The organism is Arthrobacter sp. 01T425 (genome assembly GCF_056398725.1).
The window spans coordinates 567,437-592,962 of the sequence record NZ_JBFTPY010000001.1 but is presented as its reverse complement, the minus strand read 5'-3'; the positions used below and the strand labels follow the sequence as shown (position 1 = coordinate 592,962).

Here is a 25,526-nt window from a genome sequence, read left to right as displayed (position 1 = left end):
AACAACTGTAATGGCGCGGTCCGCTGGCATGATGGATTGCAGACCCACAGTATTTGGACGTTTGGAACAAAGGAGCTCGTATGGGACTGCTGGAGAACAAGACTGCGCTCGTGACCGGTTCGTCGCGCGGAATCGGCGCCGAAGTGGCCAAAATCCTCGCCGCCGAGGGTGCGGCCGTCGTCGTCAACTACCGCCAGAAGGCGCCGCGCGCCAACAAGGTCGTCGCCGAGATCGAAGCCGACGGCGGCCGTGCCGCGGCCGTCGGGGCGGACCTCACCACCCAGGAAGGCGTCCAGGCCCTCGCCAGCGCCGCGATGGAGAACTTCGGCTCGCTCGACCTCCTGGTCCTCAACGCCTCCGGCGGCATGGAGACCGGCATGGAAGAGGGCTACGCGCTGAAGCTGAACCGCGACGCCCAGGTGAACATGCTCAACGCCGCCGTCGCGCTCATGCCCCACGGCTCGCGCGTGGTCTTCGTGACCAGCCACCAGGCCCACTTCATCGACACGGTGCCCACCATGCCCGAGTACGAGCCCGTGGCCCGCAGCAAGCGCGCCGGCGAGGATGCACTCCGGGCACTGGTCCCGAACCTGGCCGAGAAGGGGATCACGCTCGTGGTCGTCTCCGGCGACATGATCGAGGGCACCGTCACGGCCACCCTGCTTGACCGGTCCAACCCCGGCGCCATCGAGGCCCGCCGCGCAGAAGCCGGCAAGCTGTACTCGGTCAAGGAGTTTGCAGCGGAGGTCGCCAAGATGGCCTCGGCCGACGTCGAAACCGGCCACACGGAATACGTTGGCGGTGCGGATTATTTCGGTAAGACCGCGGACCAGGCAGCGGATAAGAGCTCCAGCTAGGCGCAGGCCGCCACGCGCGCTGGAATGGCGCGTAGGGAAGGCACGTCCCGGCAATGTTTGACTAAACATTGCCGGGACGTGCCTTCCCGGTTAATGCATCAGACTCCGGCGATATACCGGACGGCGTCAAGATAGGGAAGGTTGACGGCGGCGTCCGCGGCAGCGCGGACGGCCGGCTTCGCGTTGAAGGCGATGCCGATCCCGGCGGCGCCCAGCATGTCGAGGTCGTTCGCGCCGTCGCCCACGGCGATCGTGTGTTCCATCGGGATGCCCTCGGCCGCAGCCCATTCGCGCAGGTACTTCTCCTTGGCCGCCCGGTCGATCACGTCGCCGAGCACCTTGCCGGTCAAGGCGCCGTCGACGATTTCGAGTTCGTTCGCGATCCAGTAGTGCAGCCCCAGGTCTTCGGCGATCGGCCGGAGGATCTGGTTGAAGCCGCCGGACACGACGGCCACGGCATGGCCGGCAGCCTGGAACGCCGCCACCAGCTCGGCGGCGCCCTCGGTCAGCCTGACCTCGGCGCGGACCGACTCGACGACGTCCGCGGGCAGCCCCGCGAGGACCGCCACCCGGGCGTGCAGGCTCTGGGCGAAGTCCAGCTCGCCGCGCATGGCCGCCTCGGTCACCGCCGTCACTTCCTCGCGCTTGCCGGCGTAGGCGGCCAGCAGCTCGATCACTTCCTGCTGGATGAGCGTGGAGTCCACGTCCATGATGAGGAACTTCCGGGGTGCGCTGCGCAGTGCTGCCGGAACCAGCGCCGTGTCGACGCCCTCGATGCCGGCGGCCGCCAGCGCACGCCGCGCACCGTCCAGGCGGGCTTCCGCAACCGCGGCGGCTGTGGCGGCGTCGGGCGAGCCTGCCCCCGAGGCGTCCAGTGCGCAGTCGACGGCGTATACCTCGAAGCGGGCGTCGCCGGTCCGGGTTTCCGCCCCGACGCCCAGCCCGGCGGCCGTCAGGAGCGAACGCAGCCGCTGGATGTCGGGAAGGGACAGTTTCAGGCCGTAGCTCACTGCGGTCACGTTCGAACTCATGGCCTCAATCCTAGCGAGCGGGCGGCGGGCGGCCCGAATTCGTTGCGCCCGGGCAGGCGCCGCGTGACGCTCCACGGCAGGGCGCGGCGCCGGTTATCAGTCACCCGCTTTTTTGTCCTAGTGTCTACTCCTATGAGTGATGTTCTTGAAATGGCCGGGGTCAGTGTTGTACGTGGGGCGAAGACGCTCCTGGACAAGGTCGACTGGCAGGTCAAAGAGGGCGAACGCTGGGTGATCCTGGGCCCCAACGGCGCCGGCAAGACCACGCTCCTCCAGCTGGCCGCGGCCCGCATCCACCCGACCTCCGGAATGGCGGGCATCCTCGAGGAAGTCCTCGGCGCCGTCGACGTCTTCGAGCTCCGCCCCCGGATCGGGCTGTCCTCCGCTGCGCTGGCCAGCCAGATCCCCGAGCACGAGAAGGTCCTCAACGTGGTGGTCACCGCCGCGTACGGCGTGACCGGCCGCTGGCGCGAGGGCTACGAGAAGGACGACGAGCGGCGCGCCTTCGGGCTGCTGAACGAGTGGGGGATGGGCCCGCTGCTCAACCGCCCCTTCGCCTCGCTTTCCGAGGGGGAGCGCAAGCGCGTCCAGATTGCCCGCGCCCTCATGACCGATCCCGAGCTCCTGCTCCTGGACGAGCCGGCCGCGGGGCTCGACCTCGGCGGCCGCGAGGACCTGGTCCAGCGCCTGAGCGAACTCGCCCGCGACGACGCCGCCCCGGCGATCGTCCTGGTCACCCACCACCTCGAAGAAGTGCCGCCGGGCTTCACGCACGCGATGCTCATGCGCGACGGCGGCGTCGTGGCTTCCGGCCCGCTGCAGGAGGTCCTCACGGCGGAAAACCTGAGCGAAACGTTCGGCCTGCCGCTGGACGTCAGCGTCAACGCGGGCCGGTACACCGCGACCGCCAGCCGCTGACGGGGCCGCTGACCGCGCGTGGAGCTCCTCAATAGCGCCCTCATATTCTTCGCCGGGCTGTGGGCGGGCACCATCAACAGCGTCGTCGGATCCGGCACCCTGGTCACGTTCCCGGTGCTGATCGCCCTGGGCTACGCCCCCGTCACGGCCTCCATCAGCAACGCCATGGGGCTCGTGGCCGGCAACGCCACCGGCGCCTGGGGCTACCGGAAAGAACTCGAGGGCCGCGGCAAGCAGCTGCTCCGGCTCCTGCCGGCCTCCCTGCTGGGTGCCGTCACCGGCGCTTATCTGCTGTTGCACCTGCCCGAGAAAGTCTTCTACTACGCCGCCCCCGTCCTGATCGTGCTGGCGCTGCTGATGGTGGTCTTCCAGCCGCGGCTGCAGCGGTGGGTGAGGAACCGCGAGGAGAACCCCGAGCACGCGATCCGGGACCGCCGCCACGGTGTCCTGCTCGTGGTGCTGGTGTACCTCGCCGGCGTCTACGGCGGCTACTTCGTCGCGGCCCAGGGCATTCTGCTGGTCGGCATCCTGGGCGTGTTCATGACCGGGACCATCCAGAACGCCAACGCGATGAAGAACTTCCTGGTCCTGGGCGTGAACGTGGTGGCCGCAGCCTCCTACCTCCTGTTCGCCTTCGACCGGATCGACTGGGGTGTGGTCGGGCTGATCGCCGTGAGCTCCCTGATCGGCGGCGTGATTGGCTCCAGGGTGGGGCGCCGGCTCTCCCCGGCGGTCCTGCGCGGGGTCATCTTCACCCTGGGCCTGGTGGCGCTGGGGTTCATGACCGCCAACCTGTTCAAATAGCCCTTCCAACAGCCTCCCAGGAATGACCTGCCCGTGACCTTTCACTTTCTTGAATCCGCCGACGACCCGCGGGTTGCGGACTACACGCAGCTCACGGACGTGCACCTGCGCAAAATCCGGGAACCCGCCGAGGGCCTGTACATCGCCGAGTCCTCCCGCGTCCTGCGCCGGGCCCTGGCCGCAGGGCACCGGCCGCGGTCCTTTTTCCTGGCCGAGAAGTGGGCCGGGGACCTCGCCGACGTCTTTGAGCAGTACCCGGACGTCCCGGCCTACATCGGCCCCGCGGCTCTGCTGGAGCAAATCACCGGTTTCCATCTGCACCGCGGCGCCATGGCCGCCATGCACCGGCCCGCCCCGGTGCCGCTGGCGGACCTGCTCGCCGGGGCCCGCCGGGTTGCGGTGCTGGAGGACATCGTGGACCACACGAACGTCGGGGCCATTTTCCGCTCGGCCGCGGCCTTGGGCGTGGATGCCGTCCTGGTCTCGCCGCGCTGCGGGGATCCGCTCTACCGCCGCAGCGTGCGGGTCAGCATGGGCACCGTGTTCCAGGTTCCGTGGGCCCGGCTGGAGGACTGGGCGGAAGGCCTGGCCGCGCTGCAGGAGCAAGGCTTCACCGTGGCGGCCATGGAACTCACGGATGACGCGGTGGACCTCGACGTGCTCGCGGCGCGCCGCCCGGAGCGGCTGGCCCTGGTGCTGGGCACGGAAGGAGCGGGCATGAGCGAAGGAACCCTGGCCGCCGTCGACCTCGCAGTGAAAATCCCGATGCGCCCGGGCGTCGATTCGCTCAACGTCGCCGCGGCGTCGGCGGTGGCGTTCTGGGAGCTCCGCCCGAAGGACTGAGGCCCCTGCATCGTGCGGCGGCCGCGCCGCGCTGACGTGCGCCAATGGTGTTCGTCAGCGGTCCGGGGATCGGCTATCATAGATAGCTGGCCGTCCGGTGCTTTCCGCCGGCCATCCCATTCATACCTGGCAACTGGCAAAATCCAGTTGTGCGAACAAAGGTCCAATTATGAAGTCTAATACTCACCCGAAGTACGAAGCTGTTGTTTTCAACGACCTGGCTTCCGGCGTCAAGTTCCTGACCAAGTCCACCGTGTCTTCTTCGAAGACCATCGAGTGGGAAGACGGCAACACCTACCCGGTCATCGACGTCGAAATCTCCTCCGAGTCCCACCCGTTCTACACGGGCAAGCAGCGCATCATGGACTCCGCAGGCCGCGTCGAGCGCTTCAACGCTCGCTTCAAGGGCTTCGGCGGCAAGAAGTAACTTTCTTCCCCAAGGTCTTATGGAAAGCCCGCACCGGCAACGGTGCGGGCTTTCTGCGTCTCTGCTGCCGTTCCGGCTAAACGGGTGACCCGGGTTCCCGGGTTCCCTGACGCATGCGGCAGGATGGAGGTCATGACATCCCATCCCGCGGCCACCGCCCCCCGCCCCGACGACGACGGCGGCGGCCGTCACCACGGCGAGTACAAGGTCCCGGGCGGCAAGCTCGTGGTCGCCGACTTCGACGTCGTCGACGGCGTCCTGGCCCACGTCTCGCTGAGCGGGGACTTCTTCCTCGAACCAGACGAGGCGCTGCCGGAGATCAACCGGGCGCTCACCGGGCTGCCCGTCGACACCAGTGCCGCGGACATCGCGGACGCCGTGACGGCGGCGCTGCCCGAAGGCACCGTGCTGTTCGGTTTTTCCGCCGACGCCGTCGCCGTCACCGTCCGCCGCGCCCTGGCGAAGGCCACCGGCTGGTCGGACCACCACTGGAACATCATCGCCCCGTCCGTCCTCCCCACCCACGTCAACGTCGCCCTGGATGAGGTCCTCACCGAGGAAGTCGGCGCCGGGCGGCGCAATCCCACCCTGCGGTTCTGGGACTGGGAGGAGCCCTCCGTGGTGATCGGCAGCTTCCAGTCCGTCCGCAACGAACTCCATCCCGAGGGCGTGGCCCGGCACGGCATCAGCGTGGTCCGGCGGATCAGCGGCGGGGGAGCGATGTTCATGGAGGCCGGGAACTGCATCACCTACTCGCTGTACCTGCCGCAGACCCTCGTGGACGGCATCAGCTTCGCGGACTCGTACCGTTTCCTCGACGCTTGGGTGATGGCGGCCCTGGAAAAGGTCGGCATCAGCGCCTTCTACGTGCCGCTCAACGACATCGCCACGGAGCACGGCAAGATCGGCGGGGCGGCGCAGAAGCGGCTCGCCAACGGAGGGATGCTCCACCACGTCACCATGAGCTACGACATCGACGCCGGGAAGATGGTGGAGGTCCTGCGGATCGGCAAGGAGAAACTGTCCGACAAGGGCACCAGGAGCGCCAAGAAGCGCGTGGATCCGCTCCGCCGCCAGACCGGCCTGGCCCGCGCCGAAATCGTTGCAGCGATGATGGACGTCTTCGCCGAACGCTACGGCGCGACACTGTCCGTCCTCACCGACGCCGAGCTGGAGGCCGCCCGCCGCCGCGTGGAGACCAAGTTCGGCACCACGGAGTGGCTGCACCGGGTCCCGTAGAAGCCTGTTCTTTAAGAAGCCCGCTCCCTAACAGCCTTCATCCCCATCGGCTGCTCCCCACCGGCACCCTCGCCTCGCAAGCTCGGCCAGGGATCCCTGCCGGCGTGGGCCCAGCTGCCGTTTTCAGCCGTCAAAAGGGCCGTTACGGAGCAGTCGATGGTGCCTGGGCCGGTGCCGTCAGTTCCTGCGCCCTGAGGGAACGGTGCAGCTGGCTGCGCTGTTCGATGATGATCCGGCGCAGGGCACGCGGCGCATCAGGGTGGGCGGCCAGCCACTGGTCGGTGCGGACAATCACGGCGTGGGTTTCGGGCGTTCCGCCGTCCAGGTCCTGTGCCGCGGGGTAGAAGCCGCGGATAATCCGGCTGGCGATCTCGATGCTCCGGTCCGCCCAGACGTCCTCGAGGGATTCGAAGTACGGGTCGATGAACCCGGCCAGCAGGGAGGCCGCGCCGGTGTTGAACCCGGCAATCGTGGCGCCGAGGAGCTGGTTGGACAGGCCGGTGCCGTGGACGGCGGCCTCCCAGGCGGCCGCCTTGACGGATGCCTCGGGGCGCGCGGCGAGGGCCGTGGCGTGCCCGGACTTGCCTGCCGCCGTGTTGTCCCGGGCGAGCTCCTGGTCGAGCTGCTCCTGCGGGGCCTGGCCGTTGGCTGCCAGCGCATGCCAGAGGTTCCAGCGCAGTTCGGCGTCCACGGCGAGGCCTTCGATCACCGTGCTGCCGTCCAGGATGCCCCTGAGCAGATCCAGCCGGCCGGCGTCGTAGCGGCTGGTTGCGGCAAGGGTCCGGGCCCAGGCCAATTGCTGGTCGGAACCCGGCGCTGCCGCGTGCAGCTGTTCGGCGGCCGTGGTGAGGAAGCCGTGGCGCACGGCATCGCGCTGGCCCCGGGGCACGTAGCGTTCCACTGCCGTCGAGGCATTGCCCAGGACATTGAGGAGGACGCCGATGCCCGGCTCGGCGGGCCCGAAGCGCTCGACGGCGTCGACGTAGAGTGCGGCCGGTGTGACGGCATCCCGGGCCGAGTCCCACAGCGCCGTCCAGCACAGCGCCCGCGCCATGGGGTCGTCCAGCTTGTCCAGGGAGCCGCGGACAGTCGCCTCGGAATGCGGGTCCAGCCGGACCTTGGCGTAGCTGAGGTCCTCGTCATTGACCAGCAGCAGCGCAGGGCGCGGTTTGCCGGCCAGCGCGGTCACATCGGTCCGGGCGCCGCGGACATCGGTCTCGACGCTGTCAGTGCGGACCAAGGCGCCGGCGTCGTCGAAATCGTAGAGGCCGATCCGCAGCCGGTGCGGGCGGGGCTCCTGCCGGCCGGTGGTGGGATCCACGGCGTCCTGCAGGACGGCGACGGAGCTGAGCGCGCTGCTGTCTTCGGTGGATTCGGTGGATTCGGTGATCTCGCTGGACAGGGTGGAGATGCCGGAGGTCTGGAGCCATTGGCGGGCCCATTCGCTGAGGTCGCGGCCGGACGCGGCGCTGAGGGCGGCCAACAGTTCGGCGAGGGTGGTGTTGCCGTAGGCGTGGTCCCGGAAGTACTGGCGGGACCCGGCGATGAAGGCCTCGAACCCGACGTAGGCCACCAGCTGCTTGAGCACCGATGCGCCCTTGGCGTAGGTGATGCCGTCGAAGTTCTGCTTCGCGGCTTCCAGGTCCGGGATGTCGGCGACGATCGGGTGGGTGGTGGGCAGCTGGTCCTGGACGTAGGCCCACGCCTTGCGGTTGTTGGCGAAGTTCACCCAGGCCGTGTCCCAGTCCGTGGTCCGGTCCACACCGAGGGTGCCCATGTAATCAGCGAAGGATTCCTTGAGCCACAAATCATCCCACCACTTCATGGTGACGATGTCCCCGAACCACATGTGCGCCATCTCGTGGAGGAGCGTGTTGGCGCGGGCCTGGTACTGCGAATCGGCGGCCCGGGAGGTGAAGACGTAGCTTTCGGTGAAGGTCACCAGGCCCGGGTTTTCCATGGCGCCGAGGTTGTACTCGGGGACGAACGCCTGCTCGTATTTGCCCCACGGGTAAGGGAAATCAAAGAGTTCGTTGAAGAAGGACAGCCCGTTCCTGGTGAGGCGGAACAGGGCGTCGGTGTCGAAGGACGCGGCCATGGAGGCTCGGCAGTAGAGCGCCAGCGGTACGTCCAGAACGGTGCCGTCGGCGAGCGTGCCGCGCCAGGCGTCCTCGGCCTTGAAGTACGGTCCGGCGAGGACGGTGGTGATGTAGGTGGACATCGCCTTGGTGGGCGCGAAGTCCCAGCGGCTCGTGGCGGGATCACTCGTCAGTTGGGTGCGCAGCACCTCGGCGCCGTTGGAGGACACCTGCCAGTCGGAGGGGGCCATGACGTGGAAGGTGAACTCGGCCTTCAGGTCGGGCTGTTCGAAGTTCGCGAACACCCGGCGGGCGTCGGCGGGTTCATACTGCGTGTAGAGGTAGCACTGGCCGTCGGCGGGATCGACGAAGCGGTGCATGCCTTCACCGGAGGTGCTGTACAGGGCGGTTCCCGTGATGGTGACCTGGTTCTCCGGCTGCAGGTTTTCGAGCCGGATCCGGGAACCGTCCACGACGTCGGCGACGGCGAGTCCCTTGCCGTTGAGGAAGACGCTGTGCACGCTGCCGGCGATGAAATCCACGAAGGTCGTCGCGCCGGGTTCGCTGGCCGAGAAGGAGATGATGCTGCGGCTCGTGTAGCCGGCGACGTTCGGGTCGGCCGCCTGCCGGACGTCGAGGGAGACATCGTAGCTGTGAGTGGTGATGAGGGCGGCGCGGTCCGCGGCCTCGTCGCGGCTCAGATTCTGGTTTGACACCCCGCTATCTAATCACGGGAGCGTGTGTGCCCGGTCACGCCGGCGGGAACATCAGGAAGGCGGCCGCCAGGCCCAGCAGGGCGATCAGCAGCCAGGACGCCAGCGCGGCCAGCAGCGCGCGTGCGCCGGTGTGCAGCAGCTGGCCCACCCGGACGGCGGAGCCCAGCCCGAACAGCGCCATGCCGAGCAGCACGTCCTGGACGGCGGCGGCCGCGTCCAGGGCCGCGGGGGAGAGCCATCCGGTGGTGCGCAGGCCCGCCAGGGCCACGAATCCGATGACGAACAGCGGGACCACCGGGGGGCGCTTGGCGCCGTCGGCTGCGGTGCCCAGCCGGTGATGGAAGCCCGCGGCGGCGACCATCGGTGCCAGCAGGATCACCCGGGTGAGTTTAACGACGACGGCGACGGCCAGCGCCGCGGTGCCGGCGGTCTGGGCGGTGGCGACCACCTGCCCGACGTCGTGGACGGAGGCGCCGGTCCACGCCCCGAAGATCTCCGGACCCAGGCCCAGCAGCCGCGCGAGCAGCGGCAGCACACCGATCGCCAGCGTGCCGCACAGGGTCACGAGCGCCACCGGCAGCACGGTTTCCTCCTGCCGGATTCGGCGCACGGCGGCCATCGCCCCGATCGCGGACGCCCCGCAGATGGCGAATCCCGTGGCCACCAGCAGCGCCACGCGGGGCGGCAGCCGGAAGAGTCTGCTGATGCCGTACGTCCCGGCGAAAGCGGCCAGCACGACGGCGGTCACAAGCAGGAGCGCAGCCCAGCCCAGGCCCAGCACGTCGCCGAGGCTGACTTTCAGGCCCAGCAGCACGATCCCGGCCCGCATGAGGTGCTTGCTGGCGAAGTCCAGCCCGGGCCGCGCCGGCCCGGCGGTCCAGCCAGACACGCCCGGCAGGTTGGCCGCCAGCAGCCCGAGGAGCACGGCCATTGTCATCGCCGGCAGCGCGGGAAGGAGCAGGTGGGCGGCGACGGCGACGGCGACGGCCGCCGCGGCGCCGGCCAGGCCTGGCGCGGCGTCTCTCAGGGCTGAGGCGGTGGCGGATCTCTTGGGGGGCACGCCCCTACATTGCCGTACCCGGCCCTAAAAGCCGTAACCGCGGCCGTCCCGGCAGGCGGCCCGGACTGCGCGGCCAGCACTGAGCGCCGCGCCGCGGGCCGCCGAAATGATTTCGCAACAAAAAAGTGGTTGGCTAGTGACCATGTCTGACCTATTCCAGGAATACTCCGAGGCCGCCGGCCGCACCGGCGCCTACGACGAGATGTTTGCCCCCGGCCAGCAGGCCCGGAGATCTTACGGGCAGGTGGCCCTGGCCCTGCGCGAACTCTCGTTGGCTGACGTCAGCGCCCGCGCCGATTCCATGGCCCGGACCTTCCTGGACCGCGGCGTGACCTTCGACTTCGCGGGTGAGGAACGGCCCTTCCCCCTGGACATCGTCCCCCGCGTGATCCCCGCCGATGAGTGGAGCGTCCTGGAACGCGGTGTGGCCCAGCGCGTCCGCGCCCTTGAAGCCTTCCTCAATGACGTCTACGACAAGATGACCGTGGTGTCCGACGGCGTCATCCCGCGCCAGCTCGTCACGACGAGCGCGCACTTCCACCGCCAGGTGCACGGCTTTGAGCCGGCCGGCGGCGTCCGGGTCCACATTTCCGGAATCGACGTCGTCCGCGACGCCGAGGGCACGTTCCGGGTCCTGGAGGACAATGTGCGCGTACCCTCGGGCGTCAGCTACGTCCTCGAGAACCGCCGGGCCATGGCCAAGGGCCTGCCCGAGGCTTTCGGCCAGCAGCTCATCCGCCCGGTCGAGGAGTACCCCCGCCGGCTCCTGTCCGCCCTGCGGAAGACGGCGCCCTCCGGCGTCGACGATCCCACCGTGGTGGTCCTGACCCCCGGCGTGTTCAACAGCGCCTACTTCGAGCACACCCTGCTCGCCGGACTCATGGGTGTCGAACTCGTCGAGGGCCGCGACCTCATCTGCCGCGGCAACCGGGTCTACATGCGCACCACCGCGGGCGAGCAGCGCGTAGACGTCATCTACAAACGCATCGACGACGAATTCCTGGACCCGCTGCAGTTCCGTGCCGACTCCATGCTCGGCTGCCCCGGCCTGGTCAACGCCGCCCGCGCCGGCGGCGTCACGATCGCCAACGCCGTGGGCAACGGCGTCGCCGATGACAAGCTGGTCTACAGCTACGTGCCCGACCTCATCCGGTACTACCTCAACGAGGAGCCCGTGATCGCCAACGTGGACACGTTCCGGCTCGAAGAGAAGGAGGCCCGGGAACACGTCCTGGACCGCCTGGACGAGCTCGTGGTCAAACCGGTGGACGGCTCGGGCGGCAAGGGCCTCGTGATCGGCCCGGACGCGTCCAGGGACGAACTCGACGCCCTGCGCAAGCGGATCATCGCCGACCCCCGCGGATGGATCGCCCAGCCGGTCCTGCAGCTGTCCACGGTGCCGACGCTCAGCGGCGACAAGTTCGGCCCCCGGCACGTGGACCTGCGCCCCTTCGCCGTCAACGACGGCGAGGACGTCTGGGTTCTCCCCGGCGGACTGACCCGCGTGGCGCTCAAGGAGGGATCGCTGATCGTCAATTCCAGCCAGGGCGGCGGTTCCAAGGACACGTGGGTCCTGGCCGATTCCCCGCAGGTCCCCGTCGAAGTGATCCCACGGCCCACCATCGCAGTCCGCGAGCGGGTTTCGGTCTGGCCGGTGGAGAGCAACTGGCGCGACAGCCAGAAAGAGCAGCAACAGCAGCAGCAGCAGATTTCTGACGCGCAGGAGGTAACCGCGAATGCTTAGCCGTATTGCCGAGTCACTGTTTTGGATCGGCCGCTACGTGGAACGGGCCGACGGCACCGCCCGGATCCTCGACGTCCACCTCGAACGGCTCAACCATCTTCCCATGGAGGAACAGCGCAGCGTGGCGCAGGAACTCCTCGCCGTCATGGGTGCCCGCGCACAAAGCGACGATTTCGGCCTGCCCGAACTGCTCAACGCCCTCGCCTACGACAAGCAGAGTGCCACCTCCATTGCCGGTTCCCTCGGTGCTGCACGGGAAAACGCCCGCCGAGCCCGCGAGACCGTCTCCTCCGGGCTCTGGGAAAGCCTCAACACGACCTACTACGGGCTCAACCAGCACCGCAAGGACGTGGTGGGCACCTACCGGTTCTGCAACTGGGTCCTGGAGCGCACCGCCATGGTCAGCGGCCTCGCCGACACCACCGTCAGCCACGACGAGAGCTGGCAGTTCCTGGTCCTGGGCCGGTCGCTGGAGCGTGCGGACATGACCGCGCGCATGCTCTCCACCCGAGATGTCCTCTCGGCCGGCATGTCCTGGGTGAACATGCTCCGCTGCGCCGGGGCCTACGAATCCTTCCTGCGGACCCGCCGGGCTGCGTTCGGGGACCAGCACGCGGCCGAATTCCTGCTGCTGGACCGGCTGTTCCCGCGGTCCATCGTCTACGCGCTGCGCGACGCCGACGAGTGCCTGGCGAAGCTCGACCCCTCGGCCCAGCGCGTCGGCTTCATCAACGACGCCCGCCGGATCGTCGGGCAGGCCCGCACCTTCCTGGAGTTCCACCGCACCGATGACCTCATGTCGGAGCTGCCGGAGCACATGGAGCGTGTGCAAAAGGCCGTGTCGCAGGCCTCGGACGCCATTTCCCGTAAGTACTTCAATCAGGCAGACGAACTGGCCTGGGTGGGAGAAGTTTCATGACCCGGCTGAACATCGTTCACAAGACGGCCTACAAGTACAACAAACGCGTGACCCTGTCCTACAACGAGGCCCGGATGACCCCGCTGACGGACCCGCAGCAGGTGGTACTTGAGTCCTCCATGAAGGTTTCGCCCTCACAGGCGGCCCTGAGCAGCTACCGCGACTACTGGGGCACCCGGGTGACCGCCTTCGACATGCAGATGCCGCACGAGCACCTCGAGGTGCTGTCCACCACCACCGTCGAGGTGCACCGGGTCGAGAAGATCGCAACCGAGGCCGACATCGTCGGCTGGGACGTCCTGGCCGCACCGGAAACCCTGAACCAGTTCAGCGACTGGATTCCCCAGTCCCAGCTGACAGGTCCCGGCTCCGAGGTGCTCGCCATCATTCCCGGCGTCGTCGACGGGAAATCACCGCACGAGGCCGCCATGGCGGTCTTTGCCTGGATGCGCGGTGAAATGACCTACATGAAGGGCTCCACCGGCGTCACCACCAACGCCGAACAGGCGTGGAACCAGCGGCAGGGCGTCTGCCAGGACCTGGCGCACCTCGCCATCGGGTCACTGCGCAGCTGCGGTATCCCGGCCCGCTACGTGTCCGGTTACCTTCACCCGCGTTCGACGGCGGAGCTCGGCGAGACAGTCGCCGGCCAGTCGCATGCGTGGCTCGAGTGGTGGGACGGCGAATGGCGCAGCTGGGACCCGACCAACCACAAACCCGCGGGGGACTTCCACGTCACCGTGGCCCGGGGCCGCGACTACCGCGACGTGCCGCCGCTCAAGGGCATCCTGTCCGGCGGCGGGGGATCGGCCCTCAGCGTCAGCGTGGAGATCACCCGCGTCGCCTGACCGCACGCCGCGCCCCACGTTGCGCTATCAGATCGGGCTGCCCTGAGGCCCTCAGGGCAGCCCGATCTGATGGCGCAAGATGTGTTTTTTTTGGGGGGGGTGGGGGGTTATTCGAGGCCGGAGCGCGTGGCGTCGTCCAACGGCGTCCACCACGTCTGGGGCGGCACCACCTTGAACCGCCGGCCCGTGACGGTGTCCGGCGCAATCCGGACGAAATGTTCCTTCTTTCCGGCCTGCCACGGGAACAGCAACAGGCCCACCGTGTCCATGACTTCCTGGGGGTTCTGCACCGGCGCGGCCTGGCCCTTGATGACGACGCTCCAGGCGACTCCGGTGTCAGCATTGATGCCGTCGGCCTCCAGCGCCACCGGCGTGCCGCCTGTGGCCGCCTGCAGCTTGGTGCCCTCCGCGGTGCGGAACACCAGCGTGCCGTGGTCCACTTTGTAGTTAATGGGGAAAATGTCGGGATGGTCGTCCACCCAGACCGCCAGCCTGCCGACGGAGACGCTGCGCAACAGCCGCCAGCATTCGTGGTGGTCGAGGTCTTCGACGGCGTGGGTCTGGTCCTTTGGCTCGTGACGGCCCGGGCTCGATTCAGTGCTCATGCCGGCGAGCGTACGCGGCCGGGCTGACGGCGGCTAGGGCAAATGGACCCAGCCGCCGGGTTAATCTGCGAATTCTGAGGCTTTCCTGAGTGGTTCGCGGTATTCTGGCAAAAGGCCGTCAGCGTCTACATTGGCCGGAGCGAATGGGGGCAATGACATGCATTCAGCGGGTGAGGGCTCAGGCCATACCGTGTCCGAACCAAATCCCGTCGTTGAGGAACTGCTGATGGGGTTCGGCGCCCGGACGGAAGAGCTGCTCCAATCCAAGGAACGCATCACCGGCCTGCTGGAAGCCGTCGTCGCCCTGGCCGAGGACCTGAGCCTGGATGCCGTCCTGGAACGCGTCGTCGAATCGGCCTGCCGGTTGTTGCACGCCAGGTTCGGCGCCCTTGGCGTCATCGGTGATGACCACGCGCTCAGCCACTTCATCACTGTCGGCATCGATGGCCAACTGGCGCGTCAGATCGGTCCGCTGCCGACCGGCCACGGCGTCCTCGGCCTCCTGATCACAGACCCGCGGCCGCTCCGGCTGCATGAATTGAATAAGCACCCCGAGGCCTACGGGTTCCCCGCGCACCACCCTCCCATGCAGTCCTTCCTGGGGGTACCGGTCCGCGTCCGGGACGTGGTGTTCGGCAACCTCTACCTCACGGAAAAAGAAGGCGGAGACGACTTTTCCGCCGAAGACGAGGCCCTGGCCGTCGCCTTGGCCGCAGCGGCCGGCGTCGCCATCGAAAATGCCCGGCTCTACGACGACGCCCGCCGCCGGGCACGCTGGCTGGAGGCCTGCATGGACGTCTCCGGGCTGATGCTGAGCACGGACCGCGACTACACCTCGGGCGGCCTGGACCCGATAGCCGGCCGCGCGCTCCAGGAGTCCACGTCCTCACTCGCCCTCCTGGTGGCCCCCGCCGCCAACGCCATGGCCCACGTGGTGATCGGCGTTGCGGGTGAGCGCGGCACGGCGTTTTCGGGACGGTCACTGCATTTGGAGTCAAAGCTCCTGGAAGGTGTCCTCGAAGGCGGCGAGCCAGTGCTGTTCGACGACGCATCCGAAGTGTTGGGGGAGGTCGACGGTGCAGTCACCGGCCCGCTGCTGGCAGTGGCCCTGAGTACCCAGGGCGCCCACCATGGCCTCCTGCTGCTGGCACGGGACAAGGAGTCGGTGCGCTACGCCCGGACCGACATCGAAATGGGGGCCGTCTTCGGCTCCCACGTGGCCCTCGCCTTGGAACTTGCCCGGGTGCACCGGCTGCGCGAGGAGCTTCTGGTCTTCACCGACCGCGACAGGATCGCCCGGGACCTGCATGACCTCGTCATCCAGCGGCTGTTCGCCGCCGGGCTGAGCGTACAGAGCCTGACCCGTTTCACCAAGGAGGATCTGGCGCTGGAGCGCATCCGCAACATCACCGGCGAACTCGACGAGGCGATCCGCAGCCTGCGCGACACCATTTACTCGCTCAAGAGCAACACAGGCGAGATCGAACTGCTGAGCGGCCGGATCCGTCGGGTCACTCGCAGTTCGTCCAAGTCCATGCCGTTCCCGCCGCGCCTGACCATCACGGGACCCGTGGATGCCGTGACACCGGACAAGGCCGACAACGTCGTGGCCGTGGTTTCCGAGGGGCTCAGCAACGCCATCCGGCACTCCGGGGCGGATACAATCTCGGTCTCGGTTGCGGTCGTTAAGGGCAGGGTGACGGTGGTGATCAGCGACAACGGCGCCGGATTCACTCAACCCGAAAAACGCAACGGGCTAAGCAACCTCGAGGACCGGGCGCGCATGCTCGACGGCGAATGCACCATCACGAGCGTGCCCGACTCCGGTACCAGCCTGGAATGGTCGGTGCCCCTGTAACCGGCACGCCCGAAGGTCCGGTTTCCGCGGAGCCTATCCGACGCTGCGGGGCCGGATTACTTCGCCGGTCCTCCCGCCGGCGGCCGCCGGAAATGCCGGGCTGGCGATGAAGACGGCTGCCTGCGTGCGGCGTTCGAATCCGAGCTTGGCCAGCAGGGACGACACATAGTTCTTGACGGTCTTTTCCGCCAGGAACATTTCGGCGGCAATCTGCCGGTTGGTCAGTCCGCCGCCCACCAGCTCCAGGACCTTGCGTTCCTGGGGCGTGAGGGAGGAGGTGCGCGGGTCGACCTCTTCGGCCTCCACCAGGCTGTCCACGACGCCGGCGGCCACGCCTTCCTCGAAGAGGGACTCGCCCGCTGCTGCCCGCCGCAGGGCGCCGATCAGGTCCGTGCCGCCGATCTCCTTCAGCACGTATCCGCGTGCCCCGGCCAGGACGGCGCCGCGCAGGGCCTGTTCGTCGTCGAAGCTCGTCAGGATGATGCAGTTCAGGGACGGGTCCACCGACCTCACGTCCCGGCAGACCTCGATGCCGGTCCCGTCCGGCAGGCGGGCGTCCAGCACACAGACATCAGGATGCAGCGCGGGAATCCGCCGTGTCGCCTCCACCGCGGATCCGGAACTGCCGACGACGGCAAACCCCTCGCCTTCGAGAAGTTCCTGCAGCCCGCGCCTGACAAGTTCGTGATCATCAAGGATAAAGACGCGGATCACCGCCTGCCCGCCATCAGGTGCAGTGAGACCTGCGTCTGCCCAGGCAATCATGATTCTCCCGTCCGGCCGTTCGCGCGACCGCTCGATACTGTTAATGACACCATGCTCTTTGTGACGAGATGCTGTCCTTCGTCTGCTGACCCCAGCCTCTGCCATTCTTGTGCACCGGGGCGGCGCGGACAAGGGTCATAGTGCCCAACAGGCCGCCTCCGGCCAGTCGCCCCGAGCGTTTTCGGCTGGCCCGCCGGCCGGGCTGCGTGCATGCCCTTTGGCCCTAGGCGTCATGCCGGCCGAAGGAAATCATGGGAGCGTCGCCATCTGGCGCGGGAAGCTCGGCCGGTACGAGGGCAAAGGATTGCGATGAACGAAGTCAGGGACGTCCGGAAGATCGTGGTAGGCGTTGACGGCTCGGACGCTTCGGTGTCCGCGTTGCGGCATGCGCAGGCCCTCGCGGTGCCCCTGGCCGCCAAGGTCGTCGCAGTGGCATGCTGGGACTACCCGCCGGTGTACGACGGCTATGTCGCCGTCGGCATCGAGGACTTCGACGTCCGGGCCGGGGAAATCCTGGCCGATGCGGTGGCGAAGGCCTTCGGCCCGGACACCCCGGACAACGTCGAGGCCCGCCTCATCCAGGGGCACCCCCGCCGCATGCTGATCGAGGAGAGCAAAGACGCGGACATGCTCGTGCTGGGCCGCCGCGGCCACGGCGGATTCGGTGGACTGTTACTGGGATCTGTGAGTTCCGCCTGTGTGGCACATGCGCATTGCCCGGTGCTGGTGGTCCACTCGCCAGAACACGGCTGACGCCGCAATCCTGCCGGGAGGGTGCCCGGGGGTTCTATTCGAAGGTGGCCCGGCGCGGATCCGCGAGCCGGGTGGTCCACACGTCGGGCCGGTTGACCTTGAAGCGTCGTCCGGTCAGGGCTTTGGGAGCCACCCGCACGTAGTAGGCCTTCTCGCCGGGCTGCCAGGGCTCCAGGAGCAGGGAGTCAATTTCGTCCTTCTCCTCCTGGCTCTCGATGACCTCGGCTTCCCCGCGCGCCATTACGCTCCAGGCCGTCTCGTCGCGGGCGTCGTAGCCGTCGATCTCGAATGCAACCGGCTTGCCTGTGATCGCGCCCCACAGCTTCGTGCCGCCGGCGGTGCGGAAGGCAATCGCCCGCCGTTCGAGGACGAAATTCACCGGGAAGATCTCCGGATGGTTGTCTACGATCAGCGCTACGCGCCCCACAACTTCGGTGTCGAGCAGCGCCCAGCACTGGTCCATGGTCAGCGAGTATTCCGGCGAGGGCGTGGTTGAGTCCATGTCGAGCCACACTACGGGCCGGCCCGGACCCCGATTAGGGCCATAGGTCCCGCAGCGGACACGTAAGTGACGGATGCCGCGGCCCGCCGGCGCCGGTCACCAGGGACTGGGCTTGTAGTCCTTGAGGAACACGCCGTACTGGTCCTCGCCGGATTCGCCCATCACGATGGGGTCGTACACGCGGGCGGCGCCGTCAACGAGGTCCAGGGGTGCGTGGAAGCCCTCTTCCATGAGGCGGACTTTGGTGTAGTGCGGCCGTTCGTCCGTGATCCAGCCGGTGTCCACGGCCGTCATGAGGATGCCGTCGGCGTCGAGCATTTCCTGGGCGCTGGTTCGCGTCATCATGTTCAGCGCCGCCTTGGCCATGTTCGTGTGCGGGTGCCCGGGGCCCTTGTAGGCGCGGGAGAACTGGCCTTCCATGGCGCTGACATTGACGATGTATTTCCGCCGCGCGGTGGAGCGCTTCATGGCCCCCCGCAGCCGGCTGACCAGAAGGAACGGAGCCGTCACGTTGCACAACTGCACTTCGAGCATCTCCAGCGGGTCCACTTCGTCCAGCACCTGGGTCCAGCTGTTGATGGTGGCGAGGTCCGGGACCAGTCCGCCCGCGTCGATCGCGGTGCCGGAGGCAATCCGCTCCAGCGACGCCGACCCGGTGGACAGGGCCAGGGACGTGATCGCGTCCCCGGCCAGCACGGGATGGTCGAGCACGCTGCTGGCGAGGGCAAGCGGGTGCTTGTCGTGGGCATGGCCGAACGTGACAAGCTCCGGACCCCCGTTGGCAGCCTGGAGGGCGGCGGGCAGCGGCTCGTCCTCGGCGTCGACGAGCGGCTTGTAGGCGTTGCCAGAGCGCCGCACCGTCTGGGCCGCGTTGTTGATGATGATGTCCAGCGGTCCTGCGGCATCCAGGGAATCCGTCAGGGCCATCACCTGGGACGGGTCGCGGAGGTCGATGCCCACGATCCGGAGCCGGTGCAGCCAGTCGGCGCTGTCCTCCATCGCAGCGAAGCGGCGGGCGGCGTCCTTCGGGAACCGGGTGGTGATGGTGGTGTGCGCACCGTCCCGGAGGAGCCGGAGCGCGATGTACATGCCGATCTTCGCCCGGCCGCCGGTCAGGAGGGCCCTGCGGCCGGTGAGATCGGTGCGGGCGTCGCGCTTGCTGTGGCTGAACAGGGCGCACTCGGGGCACAGCTGGTGGTAGAAGGCATCCACCTGGGTGTAGTGCTGCTTGCAGATGTAGCAGGGCCGGGACCTGATCAGGTGGCCGGCGATTTCCCCGGTGGCGGACGTGGCGAGCTTGTTGCCGCGCGTCTCGTCGTCGATCCTGTCGGGGGCGGCCGTCGCCGTCTGAGCGATCACGGCGCGGTCCGCCTCGGCGATCTCATCGCGCTTGCTGACCCGCCGGTGGCGCTTGACGGCCTTGAACATCTTCCCGGTGGCGCGGCGCACTGAGACGTAGTCCGGGTGCTCCTCGTCATAGGCGTGGATCGTGTTCAGGACTTTCAGGCAGGCCTGGATTTCCTCCGGGGTCAGTCCGGCGAGATCAGACCCGGCAAGACCAGATTCGGCAGAGGGAAAGTCGGAGGACAGATCGGGGGAGCTCATTGCCCTAATTTTACAGGGTGCGGGGAGCCCGGCCGGACGTGCCTGCCGGGCCCCCGCCTGCCTATGCCGTGGGTGAGTGCTTGACCGGTGCGTCTGTGCCCACAGCTGCGGCCTGCACGTCGGCAACCTTGTCCACGGACTCCCGCAGCTCGGGCCAGTTCTCGGTGGCGGTGCGGACGGCGTCGGGCACCAGGCGCAGGTTGGCCGCGGAGAGCGCCCTTTCCGCGTCGCTGGGGTCCGGGACGTGCTGGCCCTTGGACAGGACCGTGATTCCGGAGTCGGTGACCTTGAACCCGCGGGCTCGGTCCAGTTCGGGGTCGAGCCCGATCGTGGCCCCGGCCGGAATCTTGACGTTCTTGTCGATGATGGCGCGTTTGATCACGGCGCCTTCGCCGACATTGACCTTGTCCATCAAGACCGAGTCCAGGACCCGGCTCGAGGTGCCCACGTAGACGTCGTTGGAGAGCACGGAGCCCTCCACGATGCCGCCGGAGACGACGACGCCGCTGGCCACGATGGAATCCAGTGCCGTGCCCACGGTGTTGGACTTGCCGCGGACAAACTTGGCCGGCGGGGAGATGGTCTGGCGGGTGTAGATCGGCCACTCGGAGTTGTAGAGGTTGAACACCGGGACGGGGGAGATCAGGTCCATGTGGGCGTCGTAGAACGAATCGATGGTGCCGACGTCGCGCCAGTAGGTGCGGTCGCGTTCGGTGGACCCGGGAATGTCGTTGAGGGTGAAGTCGTAGACACCGGCCTCGCCCTGGTTCACGAAGTAGGGAATGATGTCCCCGCCCATGTCGTGCTTGGTATCGAGGCGCTCGGCGTCCACGTGGAGGGCTTCGATCAGGGCATCGGCGTCGAACACGTAGTTGCCCATGGAGGCCAGGAACTGGCTGGGGTCGGCCGCGAGGCCGGGAGTCGACGACGGCTTCTCCACGAACGCGGCAATTTTGTCCGGGTTGTCCGCATCGGTTTCGATCACGCCGAACTGGTCCGCCATGTGCAGCGGCTGGCGGACCGCGGCGACCGTGGCCTTGGCACCGCTCGCGACGTGCTGCGCCACCATCTGGGAGAAGTCCATCCGGTAGACGTGGTCTGCGCCGACCACGACCACGATGTCGGGGTTGGCGTCGTGAATGAGGTTCAGCGACTGATAAATGGCGTTGGCGCTGCCGAGGAACCAGCTCTTGCCGACGCGCTGCTGGGCCGGAACCGAGGCCACATAGTTGCCGAGTTGGGTGGACATCCGCCACGTTTCGGAAATGTGCCGGTCAAGGCTGTGGGACTTGTATTGCGTCAACACCACAATTTGCAGATAGCGGGAATTCACAAGATTTGAAAGGGCAAAGTCAATGAGCCGGTAGCTTCCGGCAAACGGGACACCAGGCTTGGCCCGGTCCGCCGTCAACGGCATGAGCCGGTTTCCCTCGCCACCTGCGAGGACAATTGCCAAAACTCTCTTTTGATGCGGCATGGTGATAGCTCCTGAACGCCTTCGTTACTCCCCAATACAGTCCGGCATGCCCGAACGTCTTCACACTAGATCAGTTCCACCGTAACGACTACCTTGGTGCATGTGCGAATAGATATTGTGACCAAAGAATTCCCGCCGGAAATTTACGGCGGCGCCGGGGTCCACGTGGCCGAGCTCAGCCGAGTGCTGGCCCAACGCGTGGACCTTCAGGTGCGTGCCTTCGGCGCGCCCCGCGAGCCCGGGTATCACGGAGCGACCGTCACGTCGTATCCCGTGCCCGAAGACCTGGGCTCTGCAAACGCCGCCATCCAGACCCTCGGGGTGGACCTGAGGATCGTTCCGGACATCGCCGGCGCGGACCTGGTCCACTCCCACACCTGGTATGCCAACATGGCCGGACACATCGCGTCGCTGCTCCACGGCATCCCGCATGTCCTCAGCGCGCACAGCCTGGAGCCGCTGCGCCCGTGGAAAGCCGAGCAGCTCGGTGGCGGCTACGCGGTGTCCTCCTGGGTGGAAAAGACCGCCTACGAGGCCGCGGCCGCCATCATCGCCGTCTCGGAAGGCATGCGCCAGGACATCCTGCGCAGCTATCCGGATGTTGACCCGGCCAAGGTCAAGGTGGTCCACAACGGCATCGATGTCAGCCAGTGGAACCGGGACGAGGCTGATGACATCATCCGTCCGCTCGGAATCGATCCGGAGCGCCCCAGCGTTGTTTTTGTGGGCCGGAACACCCGGCAGAAGGGCGTGCCGTACCTGTTGCGGGCCGCCGCCAAGCTCCCGGCCGACGTCCAGCTGGTGTTGTGCCTCGGTGCCGCGGACACGCCGGAACTGGCGGCCGAGACGGCACGCCTGATCGAGGAGCTGCAGAGCCAGCGCAGCGGCGTGATCCTGATCGAGCGGATGCTGCCCCGCAACGAGGTCATCCAGGTGCTCAGCCACGCGACCGCGTTCGCGTGCCCGTCCATCTACGAACCGCTGGGCATCGTCAACCTTGAGGCGATGGCGTGCGGTGCCGCCGTGGTGGCCAGCGCCACCGGCGGTATCCCGGAGGTCGTCGAGCACGGCAAGACCGGACTGCTTGTTCCGATCGAGCAGGTCACGGACGGCACCGGAATCCCTCTGGACCCGGAGAAGTTCGTCACCGACTTTGCCGAGGCCCTCATCGAAGTGGTGTCCGATCCTGCCCGGGCCCGCGCCATGGGCGAAGCCGGCCGGCGCCGGGCCGAGGAGCACTTCTCCTGGGAATCCATCACGGAGACCACGCTCGAGGTCTACCGCTCGGTGCTCCAGCAGGGCTCCTGACCCCGCGACGGAACAGCACCACAGCGTCACTGCAGCACGGAGTCACTGCACTTCAGAGTCACAGCACTGCGACGACGGCGCCGCCCCGGCTGAGGGGGCGGCGCCGCCGTCGCATTTCGACTGGGTCAGCCGCGGGTCTTGGTGCCCTGGGCCTTGGTGCCGTGAGCTTTTGTGCTGTGAACGGCGCGGGCAAGCAGGATCTTTTCGTCCAGTGGCGCCTGGCCGCTGGCCCGCTGCTTGCGGAAGTAGTCCCGGGCCTCGTCCTGGCGGACCTTCTCCGCGCCGGTGGAGATCTCAGCGCGGAGGTGCTCCGGGCCGTACCCGAACGCGTCCACCAGGTCCAAGGCGTGCGGACGGATCTTCACGAGCAGGCGGTTGATGTATTCGCCCACAGTGCGTCCGCGCTGCATCGACAGCCTGCCGTTCATGAGGTACCAGGACAGGTTCTTCTCGATCAGGGACAGGCCGAAGAGATCGCGCAGCCACGTCAGGACTTTGTGCGTGCCCGGGTCTGTCACCTTGCCGAGGGCTTCCGTAAAGGCCTCCCACTGCAGCAGCTCCGCATGGGCCTGGGCGGCTTCGATGAGTTCGTGCTGGTGGGCGTTGAACAAGGCGGCGCCCTGCTGCTGCGGGAGCTTGTTCGCGCCCTTGAGGGCCGTGGCCACCTCCGCGACCATGGTCTGGACGCGGTCCGTGAGCAGGGTCCGCTGGCTTGCTTCGTCCTTGATCGCCAGCGCCGCTTTCTGCACTGATCCGGTGTCGGCCACGAACTGGGCGACGCCGCGCAGTCCGGTGCGGTGGATTGCCGCACCGGTGGCCTGGCCCACGACATAGCGGGCCAGCACGCCGACGTTGACGGTGCGGAATTCCTTGGCGTAGTCCGCCAGCAGGCGCTTGGCGACCAGCTGCAGCAGGACGGTGTTGTCGCCTTCGAACGTGGCGTAGACGTCGAGGTCGGCGCGGAGCGAGGCGAACCGGTTCTCGATCAGGAATCCGGCACCACCGCAGGCCTCGCGGCATTCCTGCAGCGTATCCAGGGCGTGCCAGGTGCTCAGCGGCTTCAGGGCCGCGGCCAGGGTTTCGAGGTCCTGGCGGTCCTGGTCAGTGTCGTGGCGGCCGGAGAAGACATCGTCGAATTTCTGCAGCAGTTGCTCGCTGGCGAAGCTGGCGGCGTACGTGGTGGCCAGCCGGGTGAAGAGCCGGCGCTGGTGCCGCTGGTAGTCCAGCAGCACTTCCTCGTCGGTCTGGGAGGAGGCATTGAACTGCCGGCGTTCGGTGGCGTACTGGATGGCGGTCTTCAGGGCCAGCTTCGACGCCGTCACGGCGGCTCCGTCGAGGGAGACCCGGCCCTGGACCAGCGTGCCTAGCATGGTGAAGAAGCGGCGGCCCGGGCTGGCGATGGGGGACGTGTAGTTGCCCTCGGGGTCGACGTCGCCGTAGCGGTTCAGGAGGTTGGTGCGGGGAATCCGGACGTTCGTGAAGTGAATCCGGCCGTTGTCGATGCCGTTCAGGCCGCCCTTGACCCCATCGTCCTCGCCCCCGATGCCCGGCAGGAAGTCCTTGGTCCCGGGGTCCCGGAGGTCCATGTAGAACGCGTGCACGCCGTGGTTGACGCCCTTTGTCACCAGTTGGGCGAACACGACGGCGGCCAGGCCATCGGTGGCGGCGTTGCCGATGTAGTCCTTCCACGCTGCCCGGAACGGTGTGTGGACCACGAACTCCCCGGCGGCGGGGTCATAGGTGGCGGTGGTGGCAATGCTGGCCACGTCGGAGCCGTGCCCGGTCTCGGTCATGGCGAAGCAACCCGGGATCTCCAGGCTCATGATGCCGGGCAGCCATTTCTCGTGGTGTTCCGCGGTGCCGAGGTGGTTCACTGCGGAGCCGAACAGGCCCCACTGCACGCCGGCCTTGATCTGCAGCGACGGGTCGGCGATGACCAGTTCCTGGAAGCCGGCCACGTTGCCGCCGTGGTCATCGGAGCCGCCCACGGACTCCGGGAAGGCGCGGTGGACGGCCCCGTTATCCACCAGGATCCTGAGCTGCCCGAAGACGCGCCGGCGGTGTTCTGTGTGGGTCTGGCCCTCGATCTTGTGCAGTTCCGGGCGGCCGGCGAGGCCCCTGGACTTCAGCCGGATGTCGGCCCACTTGCCGAGCAGCTGTTCGCCAAGGGCCGCGACGTCGACGGCGGGCGCCTCAGGGGTACCGGGCTGGCCGGAACGGCCGGTTGCCGTGGTTGCCGCCGGCTGTTGTGGTTGCGGCCGGCGCCGGGGTGCGTTGCCGGTGGTGCGGTCGGCTAGTTCAGTCATGTCGTTTCCTTCTGTGGTTCTGACAATCTTTAGTGCTGACAGTTCAGGTCGCGGGCGGGGGCCGGTGTGCCGCTGCTACGGCGCGCCCTGGCCTGCCGGGTCTGTTCGTTCCGTTTGTGCTGCTTCTGCGGGAGGAGGTGCCTGCAGCTCGGGGGCGATGCCGAAGCAGAGCCAATCCGTGATCTGCCGCGCCATGGCCTCCTGGCCGGGCTTGGCCGGCCCGGGCGGGCTGGCGAGCCACTGTTCGCCGGCATTCCGGACCAGGCCGATCGCGGCGTTGGGCCAGTAGCCGATCACGGCTTCCTTGTCCTGGCCGCCGCCCAGATGGCTGCGCATCGGCCGGGCAATCATGTCGCTGATGGCGGCGAAGAAGTGGCTCAAGGCTCCCGCCGTGGACATGGACGGGCCGGCCGTTTCGGCCTCGCCGGAAGCATGTCGCGTCACGAACGTGTAGACATTCGGGCTGGTCTCGGCCATTTGCAGGTACGCGGACACCATGGCGAACAGGCCTTCGCGGGGCGTCTGGGCGCTCTGGGCCGCCTCCTGGATGCGCCGCTGCATCTGGCTCAGGACCACCTCGCCCACGGCCTGCTGGAGTCCGGCTTTGTCGCCGAAATAGCGGTAGAACACGGACTTCGACGTTCCCGCGGCTGCGGCAATGTCCTCCATGGATGCGTCGCTGCCGAGGGCATGCACCGCTTTCCGGGCGGACTTGATCAGCTCCCGCCGCCGTTCCTCGCGGTGGGACTGCCAGCGGGAAGCGCGGCCGTCGACGGCGGCCTGCCCGGCGGGCACGGCGGCTTTGGGGATGTTCACGATACCCAGCGTATCAGGTACGCTGGGTATCGGTAATCGCTTTGATC

The 25,526-nt window shown here is 67.8% G+C and carries 22 protein-coding genes; 12 read left to right on the top strand and 10 right to left on the bottom strand.

Going from position 1 to position 25,526, the window contains the following annotated elements:
• The first annotated feature begins 80 nt into the window (after window positions 1-80).
• On the top strand, window positions 81-857 hold the full coding sequence (locus AC1DNG_RS02880; RefSeq protein ID WP_476886566.1) for an SDR family oxidoreductase: 777 nt from the start codon (window positions 81-83) through the stop codon (window positions 855-857).
• Between the two features lie 98 nt (window positions 858-955).
• Here the strand turns inward: AC1DNG_RS02880 and serB are convergent, their stop codons facing one another.
• A complete protein-coding gene (gene serB / locus AC1DNG_RS02875; protein WP_476855908.1) occupies window positions 956-1,888 on the bottom strand; it encodes a phosphoserine phosphatase SerB in 933 nt (310 codons plus the stop codon).
• A gap of 132 nt (window positions 1,889-2,020) precedes the next feature.
• On the opposite strand from serB, the gene AC1DNG_RS02870 reads away from it, so the two are divergent.
• The 5 genes from AC1DNG_RS02870 to AC1DNG_RS02850 all read left to right on the top strand — a co-directional run bounded on the left by AC1DNG_RS02870 (window position 2,021) and on the right by AC1DNG_RS02850 (window position 6,119).
• On the top strand, window positions 2,021-2,806 hold the full coding sequence (locus AC1DNG_RS02870) for an ABC transporter ATP-binding protein (RefSeq protein WP_476849641.1): 786 nt from the start codon (window positions 2,021-2,023) through the stop codon (window positions 2,804-2,806).
• Between the two features lie 18 nt (window positions 2,807-2,824).
• Window positions 2,825-3,610 carry a sulfite exporter TauE/SafE family protein gene (locus AC1DNG_RS02865; RefSeq protein WP_476849642.1) on the top strand — a complete coding sequence of 262 codons (786 nt, stop codon included), beginning with the start codon at window positions 2,825-2,827 and terminating at the stop codon, window positions 3,608-3,610.
• A 33-nt stretch (window positions 3,611-3,643) separates the two neighbouring features.
• Window positions 3,644-4,453 (top strand): TrmH family RNA methyltransferase, encoded by an 810-nt coding sequence (locus tag AC1DNG_RS02860; protein ID WP_476886565.1) that lies wholly within the window; start codon window positions 3,644-3,646, stop codon window positions 4,451-4,453.
• A gap of 169 nt (window positions 4,454-4,622) precedes the next feature.
• A complete protein-coding gene (locus tag AC1DNG_RS02855) occupies window positions 4,623-4,880 on the top strand; it encodes a type B 50S ribosomal protein L31 (protein WP_018772953.1) in 258 nt (85 codons plus the stop codon).
• Between the two features lie 132 nt (window positions 4,881-5,012).
• Entirely contained in the window at window positions 5,013-6,119 is a 1,107-nt protein-coding gene (locus AC1DNG_RS02850; RefSeq protein ID WP_476886564.1) for a lipoate--protein ligase family protein, read from the top strand.
• 142 nt (window positions 6,120-6,261) lie between these two features.
• Here the strand turns inward: AC1DNG_RS02850 and pepN are convergent, their stop codons facing one another.
• Together pepN and AC1DNG_RS02840 are read right to left on the bottom strand one after the other, a co-directional pair.
• Entirely contained in the window at window positions 6,262-8,913 is a 2,652-nt protein-coding gene (gene pepN / locus AC1DNG_RS02845; protein ID WP_476886563.1) for an aminopeptidase N, read from the bottom strand.
• A 34-nt stretch (window positions 8,914-8,947) separates the two neighbouring features.
• Window positions 8,948-9,973, bottom strand: coding sequence for a YeiH family protein (locus tag AC1DNG_RS02840; RefSeq protein ID WP_476886562.1), 1,026 nt, complete (start codon window positions 9,971-9,973; stop codon window positions 8,948-8,950).
• Window positions 9,974-10,115: 142 nt separating this feature from the next.
• Here AC1DNG_RS02840 and AC1DNG_RS02835 point away from each other — a divergent pair, with 142 nt between their 5' ends.
• The 3 genes from AC1DNG_RS02835 to AC1DNG_RS02825 are packed head-to-tail and all read left to right on the top strand — an operon-like array spanning window position 10,116 to window position 13,484.
• Window positions 10,116-11,717, top strand: a complete 1,602-nt coding sequence (locus tag AC1DNG_RS02835; RefSeq protein WP_476849648.1) for a circularly permuted type 2 ATP-grasp protein — start codon at window positions 10,116-10,118, stop codon at window positions 11,715-11,717.
• Window positions 11,710-12,636, top strand: coding sequence for an alpha-E domain-containing protein (locus AC1DNG_RS02830; protein ID WP_026266338.1), 927 nt, complete (start codon window positions 11,710-11,712; stop codon window positions 12,634-12,636). Before AC1DNG_RS02835 ends, AC1DNG_RS02830 begins: the two co-directional genes overlap by 8 nt.
• Window positions 12,633-13,484, top strand: a complete 852-nt coding sequence (locus AC1DNG_RS02825; protein ID WP_476849649.1) for a transglutaminase family protein — start codon at window positions 12,633-12,635, stop codon at window positions 13,482-13,484. The genes AC1DNG_RS02830 and AC1DNG_RS02825 overlap by 4 nt, the downstream gene beginning before the upstream one ends.
• A 107-nt stretch (window positions 13,485-13,591) precedes the next feature.
• On the opposite strand, the gene AC1DNG_RS02820 is transcribed toward AC1DNG_RS02825, so the two are convergent.
• Window positions 13,592-14,089 (bottom strand): pyridoxamine 5'-phosphate oxidase family protein, encoded by a 498-nt coding sequence (locus AC1DNG_RS02820; protein WP_476850950.1) that lies wholly within the window; start codon window positions 14,087-14,089, stop codon window positions 13,592-13,594.
• A 157-nt stretch (window positions 14,090-14,246) separates the two neighbouring features.
• Between AC1DNG_RS02820 and AC1DNG_RS02815 the strand changes: the two genes are divergently transcribed.
• Complete coding sequence (locus AC1DNG_RS02815; protein WP_476886561.1) at window positions 14,247-15,947, top strand: GAF domain-containing sensor histidine kinase; 1,701 nt, start codon at window positions 14,247-14,249, stop codon at window positions 15,945-15,947.
• Window positions 15,948-15,980: 33 nt separating this feature from the next.
• On the opposite strand, the gene AC1DNG_RS02810 is transcribed toward AC1DNG_RS02815, so the two are convergent.
• The gene (locus AC1DNG_RS02810; RefSeq protein WP_026538734.1) at window positions 15,981-16,712 is read right to left on the bottom strand and encodes a response regulator; all 732 of its coding nucleotides are present in this window, start codon (window positions 16,710-16,712) and stop codon (window positions 15,981-15,983) included.
• Between the two features lie 309 nt (window positions 16,713-17,021).
• Between AC1DNG_RS02810 and AC1DNG_RS02805 the strand changes: the two genes are divergently transcribed.
• The gene (locus AC1DNG_RS02805; protein ID WP_476886560.1) at window positions 17,022-17,465 is read left to right on the top strand and encodes a universal stress protein; all 444 of its coding nucleotides are present in this window, start codon (window positions 17,022-17,024) and stop codon (window positions 17,463-17,465) included.
• A gap of 34 nt (window positions 17,466-17,499) precedes the next feature.
• On the opposite strand, the gene AC1DNG_RS02800 is transcribed toward AC1DNG_RS02805, so the two are convergent.
• The 3 genes from AC1DNG_RS02800 to glgC all read right to left on the bottom strand — a co-directional run bounded on the left by AC1DNG_RS02800 (window position 17,500) and on the right by glgC (window position 21,049).
• On the bottom strand, window positions 17,500-17,967 hold the full coding sequence (locus tag AC1DNG_RS02800) for a pyridoxamine 5'-phosphate oxidase family protein (protein ID WP_079549614.1): 468 nt from the start codon (window positions 17,965-17,967) through the stop codon (window positions 17,500-17,502).
• Window positions 17,968-18,063: 96 nt separating this feature from the next.
• Window positions 18,064-19,572: an SDR family NAD(P)-dependent oxidoreductase gene (locus AC1DNG_RS02795; protein WP_476886559.1), complete on the bottom strand. Its 1,509-nt coding sequence runs from the start codon at window positions 19,570-19,572 to the stop codon at window positions 18,064-18,066.
• Window positions 19,573-19,633: 61 nt separating this feature from the next.
• A complete protein-coding gene (gene glgC, locus AC1DNG_RS02790; protein WP_476850945.1) occupies window positions 19,634-21,049 on the bottom strand; it encodes a glucose-1-phosphate adenylyltransferase in 1,416 nt (471 codons plus the stop codon).
• A 102-nt stretch (window positions 21,050-21,151) separates the two neighbouring features.
• Between glgC and glgA the strand changes: the two genes are divergently transcribed.
• A complete protein-coding gene (gene glgA / locus AC1DNG_RS02785) occupies window positions 21,152-22,357 on the top strand; it encodes a glycogen synthase (protein WP_476850944.1) in 1,206 nt (401 codons plus the stop codon).
• Between the two features lie 125 nt (window positions 22,358-22,482).
• On the opposite strand, the gene AC1DNG_RS02780 is transcribed toward glgA, so the two are convergent.
• Complete coding sequence (locus AC1DNG_RS02780; protein ID WP_476886558.1) at window positions 22,483-24,663, bottom strand: acyl-CoA dehydrogenase family protein; 2,181 nt, start codon at window positions 24,661-24,663, stop codon at window positions 22,483-22,485.
• 75 nt (window positions 24,664-24,738) lie between these two features.
• Complete coding sequence (locus tag AC1DNG_RS02775; protein WP_476855897.1) at window positions 24,739-25,479, bottom strand: TetR family transcriptional regulator; 741 nt, start codon at window positions 25,477-25,479, stop codon at window positions 24,739-24,741.
• Window positions 25,480-25,526: the final 47 nt, after the last annotated feature.

Bases quoted from the DNA above. Each gene is read 5' to 3' on its own strand.
- AC1DNG_RS02880 (WP_476886566.1), top strand. From the start codon at position 81: ATGGGACTGCTGGAGAACAAGACTGCGCTCGTGACCGGTTCGTCGCGC.
- serB (WP_476855908.1), bottom strand. From the start codon at position 1,888: ATGAGTTCGAACGTGACCGCAGTGAGCTACGGCCTGAAACTGTCCCTT.
- AC1DNG_RS02870 (WP_476849641.1), top strand. From the start codon at position 2,021: ATGAGTGATGTTCTTGAAATGGCCGGGGTCAGTGTTGTACGTGGGGCG.
- AC1DNG_RS02855 (WP_018772953.1), top strand. From the start codon at position 4,623: ATGAAGTCTAATACTCACCCGAAGTACGAAGCTGTTGTTTTCAACGAC.
- AC1DNG_RS02850 (WP_476886564.1), top strand. From the start codon at position 5,013: ATGACATCCCATCCCGCGGCCACCGCCCCCCGCCCCGACGACGACGGC.
- AC1DNG_RS02835 (WP_476849648.1), top strand. From the start codon at position 10,116: ATGTCTGACCTATTCCAGGAATACTCCGAGGCCGCCGGCCGCACCGGC.
- AC1DNG_RS02830 (WP_026266338.1), top strand. From the start codon at position 11,710: ATGCTTAGCCGTATTGCCGAGTCACTGTTTTGGATCGGCCGCTACGTG.
- AC1DNG_RS02825 (WP_476849649.1), top strand. From the start codon at position 12,633: ATGACCCGGCTGAACATCGTTCACAAGACGGCCTACAAGTACAACAAA.
- AC1DNG_RS02820 (WP_476850950.1), bottom strand. From the start codon at position 14,089: ATGAGCACTGAATCGAGCCCGGGCCGTCACGAGCCAAAGGACCAGACC.
- AC1DNG_RS02815 (WP_476886561.1), top strand. From the start codon at position 14,247: ATGCATTCAGCGGGTGAGGGCTCAGGCCATACCGTGTCCGAACCAAAT.
- AC1DNG_RS02810 (WP_026538734.1), bottom strand. From the start codon at position 16,712: ATGATTGCCTGGGCAGACGCAGGTCTCACTGCACCTGATGGCGGGCAG.
- AC1DNG_RS02805 (WP_476886560.1), top strand. From the start codon at position 17,022: ATGAACGAAGTCAGGGACGTCCGGAAGATCGTGGTAGGCGTTGACGGC.
- AC1DNG_RS02800 (WP_079549614.1), bottom strand. From the start codon at position 17,967: ATGGACTCAACCACGCCCTCGCCGGAATACTCGCTGACCATGGACCAG.
- AC1DNG_RS02795 (WP_476886559.1), bottom strand. From the start codon at position 19,572: ATGAGCTCCCCCGATCTGTCCTCCGACTTTCCCTCTGCCGAATCTGGT.
- glgC (WP_476850945.1), bottom strand. From the start codon at position 21,049: ATGCCGCATCAAAAGAGAGTTTTGGCAATTGTCCTCGCAGGTGGCGAG.
- AC1DNG_RS02780 (WP_476886558.1), bottom strand. From the start codon at position 24,663: ATGACTGAACTAGCCGACCGCACCACCGGCAACGCACCCCGGCGCCGG.